The sequence below is a fragment of the Dietzia sp. genome (genome assembly GCF_036741115.1).
Classification (GTDB): Bacteria; Actinomycetota; Actinomycetes; order Mycobacteriales; family Mycobacteriaceae; genus Dietzia.
Genome location: NZ_DAINST010000009.1, coordinates 21,801 through 43,895, shown reverse-complemented (window position 1 = coordinate 43,895; position 22,095 = coordinate 21,801). Strand labels below are relative to the sequence as shown.

Below are 22,095 nucleotides of genomic sequence, written 5' to 3'. Positions count from 1 at the left end.
TCCGAACGTGCCGAACCGCTATCCCGCGCCCGTGAGCTGCAGGACGATGAGCGTGACGTTGAGAACCACGATCGCCGCGGTGATGAACCAGCCGATCGCCGTGGTGATCCGCGAGTTGACGGCCTCTCCCATGACCTCCCTGCGTGAGGTGAGCCAGACGAGCGGGATGAGAGCGAAGGGGATGCCGAACGAGAGGATCACCTGGCTGAGGACCAGCGCGAACGTCGGGTCGACGCCGCAGGCGAGGATCGCGATCGCGGGGATCATGGTGACGAGGCGCCGGCCGAGCAGCGTGAGCCGCGAGCGCAGGAGGCCGCCCATGATGTCGCTTCCGGCGTAGGCCCCGACGGCTGTAGAGGCGAGACCCGAGGCGAGGAGCCCGATGGCGAACATGAAACCGGCCCCGGCGCCGAGCGCCGAGCTGATTGCCGAGTGCGCCCCCTCGAGCGAGTCCGTGCCCTCGACGCCGGGGAGTACCCTCGCCGCGACGAGGAGGATCGCGAGGTTGACGAAACCCGCGATGGACAGCGCGACCGTGACATCGATGCGCGTGGCCTTGATGAGGTGGAGGAGCGGGAGCTTCCTGTCCACACCGAAGCGATCACGTGCGAGCGAGGAATGCGCGTAGATCGCGTGTGGCATGACGGTTGCGCCCATAATCGAAGCGGCGAGAAGAACCGAGTGCCCGCCGTCGAAGCGGGGGAGTAGCCCGCCGATGGCGTCGCCCGCGGGCGGTGGCGCGAGCACGAGCCCATAACCGAAGCCGACGGCGATGACGCCCATGAGCGTGACGATCGCGAATTCGAAAGGCCGGGCCCCGCGCCGCGCCTGGACCTGCAGCAGGATCGTCGACACCACGCCGGTGATGATCGCGCCGGCGACGAGCGGGATGTCAAAGAGGATCCACAGCGCAACGGCCCCGCCGATGACCTCCGCGATGTCGGTGGCGATGGCCACGAACTGCGCCTGCAGTCCGTAGAGCCTGCGTGCCGTGTTCGACGTGAAGCGCTCGCCGAGGAGCTCGGCGAGGCTCGCGCCCGTGGCGAGACCGAGCTTCGCGGACATGTACTGGATGAGCCACGCGGCGGCGTTCGCGGCGACGAGCACCCAGACGAGGAGATAGCCGAACTTCGCGCCGGCCGACATGTTGACGGCGACGTTGCCCGGGTCGAGGTAGGCGACCCCGGCGACGAGCGCCGGGCCGATGAGCCACGCGGGGTGCCGCGGGGTAGGCGAGATCCCTGCGGTGCCGCCGCCTCGCTCGGGAATAGCGATCGACAAGTCCGCCACCTCCCCGCGTGCTGCTCGGCCGTCGTGCTGTTCGAGAGCGCCGAACAAAAACTTCGGCGTGTCGTAGTTCGCCAATGGTAGCAGCCGTACTCGCCGATCGGAACACGGCACGGCAGGGGTGTCCCCGCACGTCGGGGCGGGCAAGGTGGCTAGAGGAGGCCGAGTTTCCCGGCAGTGTGGACGGCTTCGGTGCGCCGCGTTGCGCCGAGCTTGCGGAGGATGTTGCCAACGTGGAACTTCGCGGTTGCGGAGGAGATGAAAAGTGCTTCGCCTATCTGGCGGTTCGACATCCCCGCGGCAACGAGTTCGAGTACCTCGAGCTCCCTCGAAGTAAGCGTGTTCTCGGCGGGCTCGTCCGGAGAGTGGATGCCTCGGATGATGGCAGTCGAAGAGCGGCCGTCAAAGTACGAGCGACCCGCACTGAGTTCCCTGATCGCCGAGACCACCGCTGAGGTGTCGACGTCTTTGACGACGTACCCCTTGGCTCCTCGGCGGATGGCGTCGATGATGAGCGCTTCGTCGAGAAACGTGGTGAGGATGAGGACCGCGACGCCTGGATAGTTGGACACGATGGTCGAGCACAGATCGAGTCTTTCGGTATCGGAGCGAGCGGAGAGCTTGAGGTCGAGCACCGCGACATGCGGCAGGGCGGAGGCAATCAGCTGGAGCGCCGACTGGCCGTCGGCCGCGTCACCGACCACATCGATATCGTCCTCACGCTCGAGCAGGGAGCGAAGGCCTTGGCGCACGATCGCGTGGTCGTCGATGAGCACGCACGTGATGGTCTGCCCGCTCATGAGGCCTCTTCGGCGTCGGGTTCGCTCTCGGAACCCAGCGGAATGCTCACCTTGACCTGGATTCCGCCCAAGCTCGACCGCCGGATCCTCAGGTCGGCCCCGAGTTCGGCGGCGCGGGACGCCATATTGGCGAGGCCGCGGTGCCCGATACCGCCGGCAGATCTCTGCTCGACCTCAAGTGCCTGACGCAAAGAGCGGGCGTCGCCCACGCCGTCATCGCTGATGGAGAGCGCAACGGCCGTGCCGGTTCCGCGCACCGAGACAACGGCGCGGGAGGCACGGGCATGGGTGACGACGTTGAAGAGCGCCTCGCCGGCGATCCTGGCGAGCTCGTGCTCGACATCCTCCGGAATCGACTCAGAGGTCGAACGCACCCGGATGGAGATATCGAGCTGCGGTCGGTATCCGTCCGCCATGTCCTCGAGCAGGTCGGAGAGCGAGGCCGGCGAGGCGCTCCTCTCGGTGTGGTGCAACGCGTAGATCGCAGCCCTCAGCTGATGCATCGCCTCGCTCGTGAGCTCCTTGGCCTGGTCGAGGCGAGAGGTGACGTGCGCGGACCGAGAGCCGAGTTCTGCGGAGTCGAGTCGCGCGAGATCGACGGCGAGGCCCGCGCTGAGCACGATCTGCGACACCGAATCGTGGAGCTCCCTCGCGATACGGTGCCGCTCGGAATCGACGAGTGCCCGCTGGTCGGCGGCGACGAGCTGGGCTTTGGTGAGTTGCAGCTGCGTGGCGCTCGTGGCGAGGTCGCGGGCGTAGGTGGACACCTCGTCGTATAGCTGCGCCGCGCGGTGCTGCAGGTCGATCCCGGACTGGTAGAGCTCGAAGGTACGAAGTGCGACGGCTGCCTGGTTGGCGAGGATGCGGAGGAGCGCGAGATCGCCTTCGTCGGGGGCGGAATCGAGGCCGTGGAAGACCTCGAGCGCACCGATGTCCTCGCCGTCGACCGTGAGCGCCGCGCGGACCCAACGCGCGTCGGCCTCGGGATCGACCGCTCCTGCGCGGAGGTCCTCGATTTCGGGGACGAGCTCGGCCGGGACGCGGTCCGGTGCGCAAGGTCGCCCGGCGGAGTCGACAACGACGAAGCGCGGGCTCGCCCAAGGGACCTTGCCATCGCGGAGGCAGAGGATGCTCCATCTCGCGACGAGCTGTTCCCCGGCGGCTCGCGCGATATCGTCCATGAGCCCACGCGGCCCCTCGCTCGTCCGGACGAGCGCATGAGAGATCGCGTCGAGAGCACGGACTGTTCGCTTGGTGCGTCCGTCCGAACGAACGAACTCCCGGTAATACGAACGCTTTCCCGAGCGCACACCAGTGAGGCGTGCGAGGTCGGAGGCGGTACGGGCCGGATGGCGGCCCTGGGCGTCGATTCTCGCCATCGTCGGCGCCTACATCGCTGCGACGAAAAGTCGCTTGAGATCGGCGGCGTCCGCTTGTCGGGGGTTGGTGGTGAGGCACGCGTCGTGGAGCGTCGATTCGGTGAGCTGCGCGATGTCGGAATGCGTGATTCCCAGCTCGGCGAGCCCTCGCGGCACGCCCACCTGATCGGCAAGCGAGCGGATGTATGAGGACAACGCTAATGCCATCTGCTCGACCGGCGCGCGGGACTCGGAGATGCCGAACACCTCGGCGAGCGGGCGGTACCGCTCAGGGGATCCCATGGCGTTGAACCGGATCACGTGGGAGAGGAGCACGGCGTTGACGACTCCGTGCGGGGCATCGACGAGGCCCCCGACCTGATGGCTCATGGCGTGGGTGGCGCCGAGGATCGCATTGGAGAAGGCCATGCCGGCTTCGAGGCTCGCCTGGGCCATCGCGGCCTTCGGCGCGGCGAATGTGGGGGACTCGATGGACTTGAGGAGGTTTCCGTCGACCAGGCGGACGGAATTGAGTGCATGGAGATCCGATAGCGGGTTGTGGGCAAGCGAGACGTAGGCCTCGACGCCGTGCGAGAGCGCGTCGAGACCGGTCGCCGCCGCGAGATCGGTGGGCATCGTGGTGAGAAGCCGGGGATCGGTGATGGAGATATCGGGCACGAGCGCACGGCCGAGGATGGTGATCTTGATCCGGCGTTCCGGATCGGAGACGACGCAGAATTGGGAGACGTCCGCTCCGGTCCCGGCGGTGGACGGCGCCATGATCGTCGGGGGAATCGGATGCGTGACCTCGTCGACGCCTTCGTAGTCGAGAATCCTGCCGCCGTTGCCGGCGAGGATGGCGATGCCCTTCGCGGCGTCGATTACCGAGCCGCCACCTACCCCGACGATGATGTCGGCGCCCGATTCTCGGTAGCGCTCGAAACCGTGCTCGATCTCGGCGTCCTTCGGGTTCGGGCTCACACCCGTCCACAAGACGGGTTCGAGTCCCTCGCGGCGCAAGTGATCCAACGCCTCCTCGGCCCAGCCCGCCTCCGCGACGCCGGGATCGGAGACCAGCAACGGCCGCCGCGCGCCGAGGCGCGCGGCGGCGCTGCCGATCTCCGTGAGCGCGCCGTCCCCGAAGATGATCTCCGGTGCGTGGAATTTTGCCAGGGGCGCGAAATCGTCGACAGCGTGTTCAACTCTGTCGTCCATCGCCACTCTTTCGTCGTCGGAGCGGTTCATAGTCCCGCAGGGTGTAATCCATATCACACAATATCGTGGCGCCGGTCGAGGATCAGCCAGCCACCCTCGGCATCCTCGACCCGGGACTGCCATCCGGAAGCGAAGCCGTGTCCGAGGACCTCGAGATCCGAATGAGTGAAAATCCTTCGATGGCCGTACATCTCTGTCGGAACATCCTCGAAAGGGACGGCGATGATGACGCGGTGGCGGGCGACCCTTGTCGCTTCCGCAAGAGCACGGTCACCCTCCTCGCTGGTGAGGTGCTCGAGCAGGTGCACGAGGACGACCGTGTCGGCGCTACCGTCCGGGGCGGCGATGCACCGGGCATCGAAAGTCCGGGTGTCGAGCCGGATCCCGAGCTTCGGCGCCATGAGGCCCACGAGGCGCATCGCGGGGGCACATACGTCCGAGGCAGTGACCCTGCGATCCCGACGCTCGGCGAGACGGAGGGCGAGGAAACCAAAGCAGCTTCCCACCTCGAGGACGCTGCCGAAGCGGGGGACGAGTGCGTCGGCGTGGTCGTAGATGCGCGCGAACTGGGCGAGGTCGCCGTCACGCGGTCCGGGCGTAGTGCCGTCGAGGTGTCGACGTAGTGCGCGCCGCTGATTGCGATAGAAGAGTTCCCACGCCGCGAGGGGAGCGTCGTTCATCGAGAGCACGATCCCAACGAGGATCCGCTCGAAGAGATCGGACCCCGAGATCCAGCCCGCTTCGACGAGCTCGATACGGATGCGCTCGGCGAGGCCGTCGTCGATCTCCGCCTCCCGCAGTCCATGACGGATGTAGAGCCGTTCGGCTGCGTGGAGCTCGAAGGAGGGGGTGCGGATGAGGGCGCGGCCGGGGCGCCGCGCCCCGGATATGTCTCGGCCGACGCCGCGTCGAGCGATGGCGACGAGTGGGTCGATGTACCACCCATCGACCCGCCGGGCGAAGGGATCGACGGCGGCTGGATAGGTCACGCGGGTTCCGGACTCACTTGGGCGCGGATGGACGGCGCCGGTCGGGGTGGTCACGGGATCGCCACTCGTTCGGCCGTGCGCTCGAGGCCCTGGAGGTCGCGGACGACGTCGACACGTTCGCAATGCTCCGCGTATTCGGGGAGCGCGCACGTGCCGAGGCCCCACGAATACGAGGGCTCTGGGGTGAGCCAGACGATGCGGCGGACTCGGCGCGCGATCTCGGCGAATTCTTCGATCGCGGGATCCTTTCCGTTGGAGCGCCCGTCGCCGAGCACGACGATGGATGTGCGCCGATCGAGCCTTTCTCCTTCGCGGAGAAGCTGGCGGAATACCGATCCGTAATCGGAGTTCCCCTCGGTGTCGATGACTCGCCCGCCGAACACGAGCCCGAGCGCATGCTCGATCGGGTGTGTCGCGAAGAGGTCGGTGACCTCGGCGAGTGTGTCGACGAAGACGAGCGTCCGTACCGAATCGAAGGCGCCCTGCATGGAATGGACGAGTCTGAGCGTGAACCGGGCGGTGGCGCGCACCGAGAGGGAGACGTCGGCGAGGACGATGACCTTCGCCTTGTCGTCACGCCGTCGCACCGAGACGGGGTCGAAGGGGATGCCGTCGAAACGGAGGCTGCGGCGCGTGGTGAGGGCCGGGTGGATACGGCCGCGGGGACTGATCCGCGTGCGCTGGGTGGGACCGCCGCGCAGGGACTTCGCGAGCCGTCGCAGGGAGTCCTCGAGCAGGGCGCGCTCCCGCTCGGCGTCCTCGTCGATGTGCGCCGGCGCGATCTCGTCGCGCGGGCCCGAGGTGATTCGCGCCTCGACGAGCTCGCGCAGGTGCCCCGCGAGCGAGTCCGGCAACCTGCGTAGAAGGGCCTCGATCTCCTCGGGATCCCATTGATCGTCCGGCGCGGACGCGTTCCCGCCGGGATTGCGGAGCCAGTCGAGCAGGGCGCTTCCTTCCTCCCCGGAGAGCCGCAGGTCCATTGCGGTCCCGGTCGACGCGGTGAGCGCACCGGGTTGAGCTCCCTCGGCGCTGTCGACGTCGATTTGTATCCGCGGACCACCGCCGGTTCCCACCCCGGCCTCGAGGCCTATGGTCGAGCCCGCCGTGGCGATGTTGCCTACGGCCGTGTCGTCGTCGTCGAGGCCGACGCCCTCGTGGAGCGAATCCTCGTCAAAGGCTGCGGTGAGGTCGTCCTGTTGCGCGCTCGCCGGGCTCGAGGCGGGCGCATTCGCGACGCCGTCGAGCTCCTCGGGCTCATCGAGCATGTCCTCGCCTGCGGCCCCGGGCTCGCCGCCGGTGGAATCGAGCAGGCGTCCGTCGCCGACCGCGGTGTCCGTGTTGTCTGCGGCGTCGCGGCCCAGAGACGGCCGGTTCTGTCCGAAGAAAAGGACGAATAGTGTGGCGAAGGTTTCCACTTGCTCCGGCCGTGTGACCATCGTGGCCGACAGGGCAGTGTAGAAGCGTCCACGGTCCCGGAGAATCTCCGGGATCGCAGCGCAGCGCATTGCGTCGACGGTTTCGGCAGTGCTCACGCGCACGCCGTTGCACCGCAGGAGATCGACGAACTCGAGAAGTTTCGCTTCCATCGCGGGCACCTATACCGGGCGCCGACGGAGGCCGGCATGGCGACTGCTGCCGGGGCCGCTTTGGCCGCCATTCCGGGACTCGCCGGAATCCGAGCTCCCCGTGCCGCGAGCCCCGAAGAAGGCAGCTGCGCCGTGGCGCCCCTTGCGGTCGAAGGAATCGCGGAGTGCACGCCGTTCCTCGGCCTCGCCGGCGGTTTCCGGTGGGCGCTGGACGGGCCGCCTGTGCCCCTCGTGTTCGGGAGTCGCCTGGGGGCGAGTGGTCGCTTCCGCCTCCGCTGTCGCCTCCGCTTTTGGAAGCGCATCCCGATGCTCGCGCTTACCGAAATGGGCGAGCGCGCGCTCGAGATCCTTCTCGTACTTCATCACCGTGTTCACGGTTGAGGAAAGGGTCGATTCGTCGAGCGACTCGGCACCGAGGATCGCCAGGGTACGCGCCCAGTCGACGGTCTCCGCGATGCTCGGTGCCTTACGAAGGTCGAGCTCGCGGAGCTCCTGGACCAGCGCGACGAGCTCGCGCGCGAGTGCGTCCGACAAACCGGTGCCCTTCGATTGCACGATCGCGAGCTCACGATCGACATCCGGGTAGTCGAGGAACAGATGGAGGCATCGACGCTTGAGGGCGGCAGAGAGGTCGCGCGTGTTGTTCGAGGTGAGGAGAACCAGCGGCGGGTGGGCTGCGCGGACCGTCCCGATCTCGGGGATCGAGATCTGGTTCTCCTCGAGGGTCTCGAGCAGAACGGCCTCGAGCGATTCGTCCGAGCGGTCGACCTCGTCGATGAGAAGCACCACGGGCGCTTCGCTGCGCATGGCGGTGAGAAGGGGGCGTTCGGAGAGAAAGCGCTCGGAGAAGAACACCTCGTCGCCGGCGGCGATGAGCTCGACAGCCGTTTGGAGATCCTCGGCGTCGGAGACCACGTCGGCGATCTTCTCCCGCAGGATCTGCGTGTAGAGGAGCTGCTTGCCGTAATCCCATTCGTAGAGGGCCTTGCTTTCGTCCTGGCTCTCGTAGCACTGGAGGCGCACGAGTTCCCGGTCGAGGACGTGGGCCAGGCTCCGCGCGAGATCGGTCTTGCCCACGCCCGCGGGGCCCTCGAGGAGGATCGGTCGGCCGAGCCGGGTGGCGAGGAACACCGTCGTCGCTATCCGCTCGTCGGAGAGATATCCGGCTTCGCCGAGACGGGCGGTGACGTCGTCGACGTCGGCGAAGATTTCTACGTTGTTCATGCCGATCGATTCCTGTCCTCGGGGGCTTTTGGGGGCCGCGGTGGTGGGTTGGCGCCTCGGCTCGGCCTAGGAGATCAGGTCGTCGAGATCGCCGTTATACGTGTGGTCGACGACCGGGCGGACGCTGTCGAAGGTGCACTCGCGCGGGTTGGCCTCGGTGCAGGAATCGCCGAGCACGTGGTTAGTGATCTGGTCGATCGTGTCGGGGTCGCCGAGCACCTCGGGGCGGCCGCGATAGAAATCCGTGGGACCTTCGCCGAGACGGTTCTTCTCGTGGGTGTCCTTGCGGATGTCCGTCATCTTTTCGGGGAGCCCACAGTCGCGGAGCAGCCGGATCGCGGCCTCGAGGGCGGCGTCGGCAGCACGGGGCTTGCTCATGCCCGTCGTGTCGACGCCGAGCGCCTCGGCGATAGATGCGAAGCGCTCGTAGTGGGAGGGGAGGTTGAATGCCCACACGCGCGGCAACGCGATCGCGTTGTTGAGCCCGTGGTGGGTGTCGAAGAATGCGCTCGTCGCGTGAGAGATCGAGTGGATGATCCCGAGGCCGCCGGAGTTGAAGGCCTGCGCGGCAATGTACTGGGCGTACATCATGCCCTCGCGGGCTGCGAGGTCCTGGCCGTTCCACGTCGCGCGGCGCAGGTGCTGGCCGACGAGCTCGATCGAGCGGATCGCGTTACCGATGGAGGGCTCGAACTCGAGGCGGGACACGTAGGGCTCGGAGCCGTGGGCGAGCACGTCGAAGCCGCACTGCGCGGTAAACCGGCTAGGGCAGTCGAAGTACAGCGTGGGATCGTCGATCGCGAGGGTGGCGACCGCGGCATCGTCGAACGCGACGTACTTGTGCGGCTTGGTCGGGTCGGTGGTGGTGTCGGTGATGACGTAGGCCCAAGAGGTTTCCGAGCCGGTTCCTGCCGTGGTCGAGATGGCGATGTGCGGAGGGTTCTTCTGATTCTCGGACTTGTTGAAGCCCTCGAACTCGTTGATGTTTCGGCCGTCGTGTGCCACCGCGATGCGGGCGCCCTTACACGCGTCGTGGGAGGAGCCGCCGCCGACGGAGATGAACGAGTCGCAGTCGTTCTCCATGAACATTTTCGCGCCGTCCATGGCGTTGTAGTCCTTGGGGTTGGACTCGACCTTGTCGTAGAGGACGACTTCGAGGCCGTGGTACTCGAGCGAGGCCTTGAGATTCGGAACGATATCGGTGCCGCGGAGACCCGACGTCATGAGCAAGACCTTCTTGAAGCCGAGCTTGAGGGCTTCGGGGCCGACGATCTCGACCGAGCCCGGGCCCATGAGCGCGCGGGGGAAGGGGTGGAACTCCTTGATGGGGAAGGGCTTGAGCAATTGGTCGACCTGCATGATGACCTCCGTCGGGGTGGTCGGCGGGCAGGGATGCCGCGCCGGGAACTGTGATGCAGGTCTCAATCTGGCACGGGGTGTCGTAGGGGGAACAGGGGTCGGCGAGTGAACCGTTCGGGGGTCGAGCACCCGCCCTGCCCGGTGGGCTCGCCCCACCTATCCGGTCGGGTAGGCGGGCTGTGAACGAGCTAGAGCGCGCCGAGTTCCCGCGCCCGCGCCACGACCTCGAGCGCGGCGCTCTCCGTCGGCTGCGAATACGTACCGCCGAACAGGTACACGTGCGCGAGAAGCGCGAAAAGCAGGTGCGCCGGCAGGTCCTGCCGCCATCCGTCGGGCAACGGATGCGCCTCCGCATATCCCGCGTAGATGTCGCCGAGGTGCGGCGCCCCGAAGAGGGACAACAGCGCGAGATCCTCGAGCCGGTGCCCTCCGTGCGCGGCCGGGTCGATGAGCGTCCCCTCCGTACCTCCGCCTGTGACGCCGGACGTCCGCGCCCACATCACGTTCCCCGTCCACAGGTCCCCGTGGACCCTCGCCGGCTCCTCGATGCCGCGCCCGCAGATCCCGTCGAACGCGCCGGAGGCGATCACGTCGATGGCGTCCTCGACGGCCTGCATACCCGCCTCCGGCAGGGTGTCTTCGGCGCGCTCGAGCATGGGCGAGAGCCGGTCCGAAGCCCAGTACGTGGCGAAATCGGGGCGCGCGGATGTCGGCACGGGGATCGGTCGGTGCAGGGGACCGAACCACGCAGACTGCGGGTAGGGCGAGTAGCCGAACCCGGGCGCCCCCGCGTCGTGGAGCCGGGCGAGCCGGCGACCGAACTCGCGCGCGTCCTCGGGTGTCGGTCGGCCGGAGTAGATCCGCTCGAGCTCGAGCCCTGTAGGGGATTCGGAGAACACGTCGACCACGGGGATCACCCCGGGCTCGGCGAGCCAGCGGAGGCCGGCGGCCTCCGCAGCGAAGAGCCCGGCGGGTGCGGAGGGGTCGGACTTGGCGAAGGAGCTCATGCCCCAAAGGTAGGGGACCCGGCTCTCGACGGATGTAGAGAGTGGGGCCCGCGAGCCGGTCGACGGACGTGGCGACACGGAGCGAGCCGAAAATCGAGGTAACGATTCGGTAACTCGTTTTGTAGCGCCGTCGCCGGGATGCTGCCTGCAAACTTGAGTAAAACCTCAGGTTATGGACGCGTGGGGAGGTGGGCAAAGCACGAGAAGTAACCATAGCAGTTATACGGACGTCCAAACAGAAGTGAGGAACGCCTCATGTTTTTGTGGCACGATGGCGAATCGATATCGCCGGACCTCTCGGCGACGAGTGAACGACTGCCGCCGCACGATCCAAGGAGCACTCTTCGTGAGCATCGACTTTTCCGACTTCCCGTCCACGTCCGACATAGGCGGCGGAGACCGCCCGGAAGGCGCGAACAGGTTCCCGGGCGTGTATTCGGCGGATGCGTTCGCCGGCGCGGGCCGCGGGGGAGAGACGCTCTCCGATTCGATCGGGGAAGGGCTGCCGTACGCTCTGGCCTTCGGTGGCCAGGGCATCGAGTGGCTCGCCTCGCTCGCGGAGCTGACCGGCACGGGGCTGGTCGCCGAGCGCCTCGATGAGCTCGTCGCCCACTCGGAGGCGATCCTCGCCCCCGTCGCCGACGAGCTCGCGGCGACGCGGCCCGCCGGCTTCCGGCCCTTGCAGTGGGCGGAGGCCGCAGACGCCGCACAGGCCGCGGACGCAGCGGATGTGCCTGAGGCAGACACCGACGACGCTTCGGACACCGTTCCCGACGCCGCCGCGCTCGCCGCGGCGGCCGTGTCGATGCCCGCGGTCTTCCTCACACAGCTCGGCGCGATGCTCCGCCTCGCCGAGGAGGGTCTCCACGTCCACGAGGTCCCGCCGGTGGCGGCCGTCGGTCACTCGCAGGGCGTGCTCGCCGTGGAGTCCCTCGACACCTTCGGCGCCAACGATGCCGAGCTCCTCGCCGTCGCCGCTCTCGTGGGCGCGGCAGCCACGCTCCACGGCCGACGCGCGGGGCTCGTCCGCCGCGGTCCCGCCTCTCCGATGCGTCAGGTCTCGGGCGCAAGCCGCGAGCAGCTCGAGGCTCTTATCGCAGAAGCGCTGCCGATGCATGGCGAAGAGCACGAGGAAAACCACAACGCGGCCCTGCGGCCCGTCGTCTCGATTCGCAACGATCTCGGCCGGCACGTCGTCGTCGGCCGACCCGCCGACCTCGACGTCCTCGAGGCGCTGTGCGCCGACCGCGCCGCGGAATCGCGCGCGCGGCGAGAGGCCAAGCTCACCGGCGGCGATCCGTTCGACCCGTCCTTCGATGGCCTCGACGTCGAGGTCGGCTTCCACCACCCGGCGCTCGCCGGGGCCGTCGCGCAGGTCCGCGAGTGGGCGGATGCCGCGGGGATCGACGCGGCCCGGGCCGAGCGACTCGCCCGTGCGATCCTCACCGACGAGGTCGACTGGGTAGCCGAGCTCGACGACGCCGCTCACGCCGGCGCCCGCTGGGTCCTCGACATGGGGCCGGGCACCGCCCTAGAACGCCTGGACTTCTCCGTGCTCCGCGGCTATGGCATCGGCACGCTCGCGGCGGGCAGCCCCGCGGGTCTACGCGCCCTGTTCACCCCGGGTGCCGCGCCGCAGGTGGAGCGCCCGTGGAGCGCGCACCAGCCTCGACTCGTCCGCCTGCCGGGCGGCTCGGTGCACGTCGAGACGTCGTTCACCAGGCTCACGGGGACGTCTCCCGTCATGCTCGCGGGCATGACCCCGACCACGGTCGATCCGGCCATCGTCGCCGCCGCGGCCAACGCCGGCCACTGGGCCGAGCTCGCGGGCGGCGGTCAGGTCACCGAGGAGATCTTCGCCGAGAACACCGCGCGGCTTGCCGCGCTGCTCGAGCCGGGCCGGACCGCGCAGTTCAACTCGCTCTTCCTCGATCCGTACCTCTGGAACCTGCAGGTCGGCGGCAAGCGCCTCGTGCAGAAGGCGCGCGCGGCGGGCCTCCCGATCGACGGCGTCGTGGTCACCGCCGGCATCCCCGACCTTCCCGACGCCGTCGAGCTCGTCCGCGAGCTCCGTGACGCCGGAATCCGGCACGTCTCCTTCAAGCCGGGCACCGTCGCGCAGATCCGCGATGTCGTGCGCATCGCCGCCGAGCTGCCCGAGGTCCCGATCATCGTGCAGGTCGAGGGCGGCGCCGCTGGCGGCCACCATTCGTGGGAGGCGCTCGACGACCTCCTCCTGCGCACTTACGGCGAGCTCCGCGGCCGCCCCAATGTCGTGCTCGCCGTGGGCGGCGGCATCGGCACGCCCGAGCGCGCCGCCGACTACCTCACCGGGCAGTGGTCCCTCGCACACGGACACCCGTCGATGCCGGTCGACGCCGTACTCGTGGGCACCGCCGCGATGGCCGCGAAGGAGGCGACCACGAGCCCGCAGGTCAAGGAACTCCTCGTCGCCACCGCAGGCATCGACGGCTGGGTCGGCGCCGGCCAGGCAACGGGCGGTATGGCCTCGGGCCGCAGCCAGCTCGGCGCGGACATCCACGAGATCGACAACTCCGCCGCGCGCACGGGCCGCCTCCTCGACGAGGTCGCAGGGGACGCCGATGCCGTCGCCGCCCGCCGCGAGGAGATCGTCGCGGCGGTGAACGCGACCGCCAAGCCGTACTTCGGCGACCTCGAGGAGATGAGCTACAAGGATGTCCTCGAGCGCTTCGCCGAGCTGTGTCGTGTGGCCGACACCGACCCCATGGACCTCGCGGGCTTGGAAGGCGCCGCGACGGTCTTCGACGTGGGATCGGATTTCGGCGAATCCATCGACAGGGCCCGGCGCACCGCGTGGCTCGACGTCAGCCTGCGTGAGCGTTTCCACGCGCTGGTCCAGCGCACCGAGGCGCGCCTCGATCCCCGGGACCGCGGCGGAATCGCCTCCGCGTTCCCCACGGTCGCGAGTGTCGAGAACCCGGAGACGGTCGTCGACATCCTCGGCGCGCACTACCCGGAATTCGACTCCGCCCCGCTGCACCCCGCCGATGTCGCCGAGTTCCTCCGCGTCTGCCGGATGCCGGGCAAGCCGGTTCCGTTCGTGCCCGTGATCGACGGCGATGTCCGCCGCTGGTGGCGCTCCGACTCGCTGTGGCAGGCCCACGATCCGCGCTTCCCCGCTGACGCCGTGTGCGTCATCCCCGGAACCGTTTCGGTCGCGGGGATCGAGCGCGCGGACGAGCCCGTCGGCGAGATCCTCGGCCGCTTCGAGGAGGCTGCGATCCGTCGCATCGCCGTCGCGCAGCCGGACGTCGACGCGGTCTCCACGCGCCGCCGCGCCACCGCCGACGGCCCCGACACCCCGGTCGCCACCGTCCTCGCGAGCCCCGACATCGTGTGGGCGGGGAGGGTCGTGCCCAACCCGGCGCTCCGGATCGGCGCGCAGTCGGAATGGCTTCTCGATGACGACGCACGTGCTCATCACCCCGACTCCGGCGCCTCCCTGCGGCCGGCCGAGCAGGGGAGCGACGTCGTGCTTGAAGTGCCCGTGGGCCGCGCGACGCTGTCCATCGTGATCGAGCTCTCGGACGGCGTCGCCACCGGCGCCCTGCCCGTGGTGACCGACGAGGCGGCCGCGTCGGCGATGCGTACGCTGCTGCGCACTGCCGCGGGCGTGGACGAGCTCCCGGAGGTCGTCGACGGCCATGCCGAGGCAGAGTTCCGCTACTCGGGCGAGCTCCTCGCCGACCACTCCGTGGTCACAGCGGCCGGCCTGCAGGCGCCGCTCTCCGCCTCCGCCGGAGTCCCCGACGCGCTCGTCGGCCCGTGCTGGCCCGCGATCTTCGCCGTGATCGGGGCGAGCCGCGCCCGCTCCGGCGGTCGCGTCATCGACGTCGTCGAGGGGCTCCTCGACCTCGTCCACCTCGATCACTCCGTGCAGCTGCGCGAGGAGCTGCCGGCAGCCTGCTCCCTCCGCGCCGACGCCCGCGCCCGCACCCCGCGCGACACGGGCCTCGGGCGGATTGTCGAGGTCACCGTCGACCTGCGCGGCGCCTCGGACGGCGTGCTCTACGCGACGCTCCGTGAGCGCTTCGCGATCCGCGGCCGCACGGGCTCGGGGGAGGCCGGCGAGCCGAACCGCTGCGGTGGCGCGCTCGTCGGCGGCGAGACCGAGGGAGTTACAGGACCCCGCGGCGCACGCAGTGCCCGGGTCGAGCCGACGACCCGCCAGCGCCGCGCGCTCGTCGAGCTCACCGCGCCGGCGGACATGACGGCGTTCGCCGCCGTCTCCGGCGACCACAACCCCATCCACGTCTCCACGACGGCGGCGCGCCTCGCGGGCCTCGGCGGGGTCATCGTCCACGGCATGTGGCTCTCGGCAGCCGCGCAGCACGCGGTGCAGGCGCTGTCGGAGGACTCGGCCGGCGCCCCGCCGCTGCGGATCGTCGGTTGGACGGCGCGCATGCTCGCCCCGGTGCGCCCCGGCGCCCGCGTGCAGATCCGCGCCGAGCAGACCGGCCGCGTCGCCGGCGGCACGCACCTCGGCGGCCAGATCCTCGAGGTCACCTGCGCGGTGGACGGCTCCCCGGCGATGACCGCGACCGCCGTCACCGCCCCGCCCCGCACGGCCTACGTCTTCCCGGGCCAGGGCATCCAGTCGGCCGGCATGGGCATGGCGGGCAGGAACCGCAGCCGCGCGGCGCGCCGGGTGTGGGATCGGGCCGACGAGCACACGCGCTCTGCGCTCGGGTTCTCGATCCTCGCGATCGTCCGCGACAACCCGGGGGCCGTCACGGTCCGCGGCACCACGTACCGGCACCCGGATGGGGTCCTCAACCTCACCCAGTTCACGCAGGTCGCGATGGCGTGCCTCGCGGTTGCGCAGGTAGCCGAGCTGTCGGAGGACGGGCTCTTCCAGGACGGCGCATTCTTCGCGGGCCACTCGGTCGGCGAGTACACGGCGCTCGCCGCGATCTCGGGCACCCTCTCGCTCGAGTCGCTCCTCGAGATCGTCTTCCAGCGCGGCCTCGCGATGCACACGCTCGTCCCGCGCGATGCGGAAGGGAATTCCGACTACCGTCTCGCGGCGATCCGCCCCTCACAGATGGGCGTCGCCGACGCCGACGTCTCCGCATGGGTGGCGAAGGTCGCCGAGGACTCGGGGGAGTACCTCGAGATCGTCAACTACAACCTCGCCGGCTCGCAGTATGCGATCGCGGGCACCGTCGCGGGCTGCGAGGCGCTCGAGGCCGCGGTCGCCGACGCCGTCGAGCGCCACGGCGGCAAGGCGGCGTTCGTGCTCATCCCCGGCATCGACGTGCCCTTCCATTCCTCGGTGCTCCGCGACGGCGTCCCCGAATTCCGCGCGACTCTCGAATCGCTCATCCCCCACGACGACATCGACATCGACGTGCTCGTCGGCCGCTACATCCCCAACCTGGTCCCGCGTCCGTTCTCCCTCGACCGCGATTTCGTCGAGGAGATCGCCGCCTATGTGCCGTCCGAGCCGCTCGAGAACGTGCTCGACACGTGGGAGGAGTGGGAAAGGCAGCCCCGCGCGCTCGGCCGGCTCCTGCTCATCGAGCTCCTCGCGTGGCAGTTCGCCAGCCCCGTGCGCTGGATCGAGACCCAGGACCTCCTCTTCTCCACCTCTGACGCAGGAGGTCTCGGGATCACCCAGTGTGTCGAGGTCGGCGTCGCGTCGGCACCCACCCTGTCGAACCTCGCCGCGAAGACCCTGGCCCTTCCAGGCCACCGCGGCTCGTCCGTCCGGGTGGTGAACATCGAGCGCGACGCCGCCGCCCTGTGGGGCACGCTGCCGCCGAGTGTCGACGAGGTCGAAGAGGACGACGAAGGCTCTGCAGAAGTAGAGTCCTCGGCGCCCCAGACGGCGTCGGCTCCCGCACCTCAAGCGCAGGCGCCCGCGGACCAGGCGAGCGCAGCCCCCGGCGCCCCCCGTCCGGCGGACCTTCCGTTCGACGCGGGAGCCGCGACCACGGCGATCGTGGCGCTGCGCACTAAGCTGCGCACCGATCAGATCACCCCGGCCGACACCATCGAGGTCCTTTGCGACGGCGTGTCCTCGCGCCGCAATCAGCTCCTCGTCGATCTCGGCACGGAGCTCGGCCTCGGCGCCATCGACGGCGCGGCGGAGGCGGAGTTCTCCGAGCTCACGGCCACCACCTCGCGCATGGCCCGCGCATATCGCGCGTTCGGCCCCGTGCTCGGCGACGCCGTCGGCGATGCGCTGCGCCCGCTCCTCGGGCGCAGCGGGAAGCGGCAGTCGTACATCACGGACCGGGTCACCGGCACATGGAAGCTCGGCGAGGGCTGGGGACAGCACGTTCTCGCGCAGCTCGCCCTCGGCACCCGGGACGGCGACTCCACCCGCGGCGGTGAGCTCTCACTGTTCGACTCCGCCGCCTCGGCGACAGACGCTGCAGGGCTCGACGCGCTCATCGACGCCGCGGTTCGCGAGGTGGGCTCCGAGCACGGGGTCGACGTGGCGATGCCGGCGAGCGAGGCAGCCGGGGGAGCGACGGTCGACGCCGCGGCGCTCGGCGAGTTCGCCGAGGAGATCACGGGTCGGGATGGCGCGCTCGCCACCGCGGCGCGCACTCTCCTCACTCGGCTCGGGCACCTCGACGTTCCGGGCGCCGATGGCGCCGGCTCCGGGATCGAATCCGGGACCGGCTCCGAAATGGACGCGGAGTTCGCCGAGCTCGTCTCCCGCGAGCTCGGCAGCGACTGGCGGCGCACGATCGCCCCGGCCTTCGACGCGCGCCGGGCGGTGCTCCTCGACGACCGTTGGGCCTCGGCTCGCGAGGACCTCGCGCGGATCTGGACCGGTGAGCTCTCCGTCGCGCCCTCCGCCTTTGCGGGCATGGGCGAGGCCGTCGCCACGCAGGCCGCGTGGTGGGCCGACAGGGCCGCGGTCGCAGGGATGGGCGAGCTCGTCCGCTCCTACACGGAGATCGCCGGGTATGCGCGCGCCGGGGAAAACCATCCGGGCGAGTACGCGGATCAGTGCGCGGTGGTCACGGGCGCGGGCCCGGGATCGATCGCCTCCGCCGTCATCGCCGAGCTGCTCGCGGGCGGCGCGACGGTGATCGCCACGACCTCCTCGCTCTCCCCGAAGCGGCTCGCCTTCTACAAGGACCTGTACCGGGCCAACGCCCGCGCCGGGGCCGCGCTGTGGGCCGTGCCCGCGAACCTCGCCTCCTTCGGCGACGTCGACGAGCTGGTGGAGTGGATCGGCGCGGAGCAGTCCGAGACGCTCGGCGCCGCAACGGAGATCACCAAGCCGGCGCTCTTGCCCACGCTGCTGTTCCCGTTCGCCGCGCCGCGAGTGCAGGGCAGCGCCGCCGACGCGGGACCGCGCGCGGAGACCGAGATGCGCGTGCTCCTCTGGGGCGTCGAGAGGCTCGTCACGGGTCTCGGCGGGCTCGGCGCAGACACGGCCGTCGACGAGCGAATGCACGTCGTGCTGCCGGGTTCGCCCAACCGCGGGATCTTCGGCGGCGACGGCGCGTACGGCGAGGCCAAGGCTGCGCTCGACGCGCTCGTCGCGAAGTGGGGCTCGGAGCGCTCGTGGGGCGAGCGGGTCACCATCGCCCACGCGCTCATCGGCTGGGTGCGCGGCACCGGGCTCATGGGCCACAACGATCCGCTCGTCGCCGAGGTCGAGGCCGCAGGCGTGCGCACGTGGTCGACCGATGAGATCGCCGTGGAGCTACTCCGCGGCTGCTCGCCGGGCGCCAGGGCTGAGGCCGCGAAGTCGCCGATCACCCTCGACCTCACCGGCGGGCTCGGCGAGGCCGAGCTGGACATGGCCGAGCTCGCGGCGGCGCGGCCCGATGCGGCGACGGACGAGCCCGACGAGCAGAACCGCCGCGCCCTCTCCGCGCTTCCCAACCTGCCGCACGCACCTTCCGGCCCGCGCCCGGACTGGGGCGAGGTCTCTCTCCCGCTCGAGGACATGGTCGTCGTGGTGGGAACCGGCGAGCTCGGGCCGTATGGTTCGGCGCGCACCCGCTTCGAGGCGGAGGCCACCGGCGAGCTGTCTGCGGCGGGCGTCGTCGAGCTCGCGTGGTCCACGGGGCTCATCGAGTGGGAGGACGGGCCGAAGCCGGGCTGGGCGCTCGCGGATAGCGGCGAGCCCATCGCTGAGTCCGAGATCGCCGAGCGCCTGCGCGACGAGGTACTCGCCCGCGTCGGCATCCGCCAGTACGCGGACGACGGCGAGATGATCGACAATTCCTCGCCGCTGCTCAGCTCGGTGTTCCTCGACTCCGACCTCACGTTCGCCGCCGCCGACGAGGCCGAGGCGCGTGCGTACGCCGAGGCGGACCCGGACGGAACGGTCGTCGGATTCGTCGACGGCGAGTGGCTCGTCACCCGCCGCGCGGGGACGGAGATCCGCGTTCCGCGCCGCGCGACGCTCACGCGGGTCGTCGGCGGCCAGATCCCCACGGGTTTCGACCCCCGCGCCTGGGGCATCGGGGCGGACATGGCCGATTCGCTCGACCGCGTCGCGGCGTGGAACCTCGTCGCCACGGTCGACGCGTTCCTCTCCTCGGGATTCACCCCTGCCGAGCTCCTCGCGCACGTCCACCCCGCGGAGGTCGCGAACACGCAGGGCACGGGCATGGGCGGGATGTCGGCGATGCGGAGCCTCTACATCGACGGGATCCTCGGCCGGCCGCGCCAGGGCGACATCCTCCAGGAGGCGCTGCCCAATGTCGTCGCCGCGCACGTGATGCAGTCCTACGTCGGCGGCTACGGGGCGATGGTGCACCCGGTCGCGGCCTGCGCCACCGCAGCGGTTAGCGTCGAGGAGGGCTTCGACAAGATCCGCGGCGGCAAGGCGGAGTTCGTCGTCGCCGGCGGCTTCGACGACCTCTCCATCGAGGGCATCCAGGGCTTCGCCGACATGTCCGCGACGGCGGACTCGGCGGCGATGGCGGCGAAGGGCATCTCCGAACGCCACTACTCGCGGGCCGGCGACCGGCGCCGCGACGGATTCGTCGAGTCCCAGGGCGGCGGGACCGTGCTCCTCGCGCGCGGAGACGTCGCCGCCGAGATGGGCCTTCCCGTCCACGGGGTCGTCGCGTGGGCCGGCTCCTACGCCGACGGCGCGCACACCTCGATCCCCGCGCCGGGGCTCGGCGCGCTCGGCGCGGGACGCGGGGGACGCCGCTCGCGGCTCGCCCGTTCCCTAGCCTCTCTCGGGATGACGCCGGACGACCTGGCCTTCGTGTCCAAGCACGATACGTCGACCAAGGCCAACGATCCCAACGAGGCTGACCTCCACGAGCGCCTCGCCGCGGCCATCGGACGGACGGAGGGCAACCCGCTGTTCGTCGTCTCGCAGAAGACGCTCACAGGGCACGCGAAGGGCGGCGCCGCGGCGTTCCAGCTCATCGGGCTGTGCCAGGTGCTGCGCTCGGGGATCCTCCCGCCGAACCGGGCCCTCGACTGCGTCGACGATGCGATGGCGGAGACCGGGCACCTCGTCTGGCTGCGCGAGCCCCTCGAGCTGGGGGAGTCGATGCCGCTGCGTGGCGCGCTGCTCACCTCGCTGGGCTTCGGGCACGTCTCGGGGCTCATCGCGGTGGCGCACCCGGAGGCGTACTACGCGGCCGTCGCCGGCGAGCTCGGCGAGGAGCGGGCGTCTGCCGTCCGCGCCCGCGCCGACGAGCGCGAGCAGGCCGGCGCGTGGGACGTGCTGCGCGGCATCTACGGGGGCGGGCCCCTCTACACCCGCCCGGTCGCGCGGCGACTCGGCGAGGACGGAACCGCCGCCGAGATCAAGAACCTGGAGGCAGCGATGCTGCTTTCCGAAGACTCCCGGGTCGGTGCGGACGGGGTGTTGTCCGCATCCGGTGGCTTCGAAAGAGGCCGCCGCCCGGTAGACCAGGAGTGAGGTCCTGGTGCGCACGCGGGAAGGGCGTGTGGGCGTAAAGGGCGTCGGGGTCGACATCGTCGACCTCGGCGCCTTCGCCGCGTCTCTGGCAGAGCCCGGGACCCGCTTCGCCCGGGTCTTCTCGGCCACCGAACTCCGACAGTCCCGCGAGGCCGCCGAGAGGCGGGGGAGGCGTGGACATGGGGGACTTGGGGGCCCCGGGGGACACAGGGGGCGGCCGGGCAGTGCGCCCGACACTGCCCGCCACCTCGCCGCGCGCTGGGCGGCGAAGGAAGCCGTGATCAAGGCGTGGTCCGGGGCGCTCTACGGTGCGCCGCCGCCCATCGGCCGCGACGAGCTCGACTGGGCCGAGATCTCCGTGGTGTGCGATGCCTGGGGCCGGCCCGGGGTGCGGCTCACAGGGCGCGTCGCCGCAGAGGTCGCCGCGGGCCTCGGACCCGTGGTGTGGCACCTCTCGCTTAGCCACGACGGCCCCTCGGCGATCGCGTACTGCGTGCTCGAAGGGAGACCCGAACAGAAATAGCGAAGGGCCGGGAACCGCTTGTGGCGATTCCCGGCCTTTGTCGTCATACCCACCGAGTGGGCGCCCCGGCTAGGTGCTCGCGGGGTCGACCTCGTCTTCGGTGAGGTCGGGGTGCCTGACGAAATTCGCGATGCTCAGCACCAGCCCGCCCCAGACGATGAGGAGGAAGAGCACCATCATGATGATCGCTGTCGTGGTCATGTCTTAACCCTCCGTCGTGGCGAAATCGTGCTGCGGGTCCCTGCCGGGGACGCCGCTGAGTTCGAGCCCCCGCTTCCACGGGGTGAAGGTGAGTGCGGTGCCGACCACGAGGACCATGGCGAGAGCGCCCCAGCCCCACGTGTTGACGACCGCCGACGGGTACTCCTCGTAGCCGTCGGTGATGAAGCCCTTGACCGTGAGGAAGAGCGTGACCGCGAGGACGATCACCGTGGCGCCGAGGAACACGAACCAGGTCCAGCCGAGCTTGAACGAGGACACGGCGTTGAGATGGTCCTTCTGCCCGCCGAGCTTGCCCGTGAGGGCGACGGCGACGATCGACAGCAGCGCGCAGGCGACGATGCCGACCTGGTTGGAGAACGCGTCGAGGGTGTCGAGCGTCATGAGGCCCGTCGCCGTGGGCATGAGCAGGAGGGATATGACGGCGAGCGGCACGCACACGAGGAGCGTTCCGCCTAGCCGGCTGACGGCGAGCTTGTCGCGCACCGCGGCGATGACGACCTCGACGATCGAGATGAGAGAGGTGAATCCGGCGAGCACGAGGCACGCGAAGAACAGGACGCCGAAGATCGGGCCGCCTGGCATCGCGGCGATCATTGCCGGGAACGTGAAGAACGCGAG

The 22,095-nt window shown here is 70.0% G+C and carries 12 protein-coding genes and 1 pseudogene; 2 read left to right on the top strand and 11 right to left on the bottom strand.

Features of this window, described 5'->3' with window-relative positions; all coding sequences use genetic code 11:
• Positions 1–18: 18 nt before the first annotated feature.
• The 9 genes from V7E05_RS02795 to V7E05_RS02755 form a co-directional block, all read right to left on the bottom strand.
• Positions 19–1,239: an Nramp family divalent metal transporter gene (locus V7E05_RS02795; RefSeq protein ID WP_442891579.1), complete on the bottom strand. Its 1,221-nt coding sequence runs from the start codon at positions 1,237–1,239 to the stop codon at positions 19–21.
• A 200-nt stretch (positions 1,240–1,439) separates the two neighbouring features.
• Complete coding sequence (locus V7E05_RS02790; RefSeq protein ID WP_333618149.1) at positions 1,440–2,087, bottom strand: response regulator transcription factor; 648 nt, start codon at positions 2,085–2,087, stop codon at positions 1,440–1,442.
• A complete protein-coding gene (locus V7E05_RS02785; protein WP_333618148.1) occupies positions 2,084–3,466 on the bottom strand; it encodes a GAF domain-containing sensor histidine kinase in 1,383 nt (460 codons plus the stop codon). Before V7E05_RS02785 ends, V7E05_RS02790 begins: the two co-directional genes overlap by 4 nt.
• A gap of 9 nt (positions 3,467–3,475) precedes the next feature.
• Entirely contained in the window at positions 3,476–4,660 is a 1,185-nt protein-coding gene (locus tag V7E05_RS02780; protein ID WP_333618147.1) for an iron-containing alcohol dehydrogenase, read from the bottom strand.
• Between the two features lie 53 nt (positions 4,661–4,713).
• Positions 4,714–5,703, bottom strand: a complete 990-nt coding sequence (gene mftM, locus V7E05_RS02775) for a mycofactocin oligosaccharide methyltransferase MftM (RefSeq protein WP_333618146.1) — start codon at positions 5,701–5,703, stop codon at positions 4,714–4,716.
• The gene (locus V7E05_RS02770) at positions 5,700–7,235 is read right to left on the bottom strand and encodes a VWA domain-containing protein (RefSeq protein ID WP_333618145.1); all 1,536 of its coding nucleotides are present in this window, start codon (positions 7,233–7,235) and stop codon (positions 5,700–5,702) included. Before V7E05_RS02770 ends, mftM begins: the two co-directional genes overlap by 4 nt.
• Positions 7,236–7,244: 9 nt before the next feature.
• Complete coding sequence (locus V7E05_RS02765; protein WP_333618144.1) at positions 7,245–8,459, bottom strand: AAA family ATPase; 1,215 nt, start codon at positions 8,457–8,459, stop codon at positions 7,245–7,247.
• 66 nt (positions 8,460–8,525) lie between these two features.
• On the bottom strand, positions 8,526–9,818 hold the full coding sequence (gene mdo, locus V7E05_RS02760) for an NDMA-dependent methanol dehydrogenase (protein WP_333618143.1): 1,293 nt from the start codon (positions 9,816–9,818) through the stop codon (positions 8,526–8,528).
• 188 nt (positions 9,819–10,006) lie between these two features.
• Positions 10,007–10,825: a fructosamine kinase family protein gene (locus V7E05_RS02755; protein ID WP_333618142.1), complete on the bottom strand. Its 819-nt coding sequence runs from the start codon at positions 10,823–10,825 to the stop codon at positions 10,007–10,009.
• Positions 10,826–11,171: 346 nt separating this feature from the next.
• On the opposite strand from V7E05_RS02755, the gene V7E05_RS02750 reads away from it, so the two are divergent.
• Complete coding sequence (locus tag V7E05_RS02750; RefSeq protein WP_442891577.1) at positions 11,172–20,732, top strand: fatty acid synthase subunit beta domain-containing protein; 9,561 nt, start codon at positions 11,172–11,174, stop codon at positions 20,730–20,732.
• A 7-nt stretch (positions 20,733–20,739) separates the two neighbouring features.
• Entirely contained in the window at positions 20,740–21,255 is a 516-nt protein-coding gene (locus tag V7E05_RS02745) for a holo-ACP synthase (protein ID WP_333618141.1), read from the top strand.
• A gap of 69 nt (positions 21,256–21,324) precedes the next feature.
• Here V7E05_RS02745 and V7E05_RS02740 read toward each other — a convergent pair whose 3' ends face one another.
• The gene (locus V7E05_RS02740; RefSeq protein WP_333618140.1) at positions 21,325–21,456 is read right to left on the bottom strand and encodes a methionine/alanine import family NSS transporter small subunit; all 132 of its coding nucleotides are present in this window, start codon (positions 21,454–21,456) and stop codon (positions 21,325–21,327) included.
• A gap of 3 nt (positions 21,457–21,459) precedes the next feature.
• Positions 21,460–22,095: pseudogene (locus tag V7E05_RS02735) on the bottom strand (sodium-dependent transporter); the annotation flags it as partial.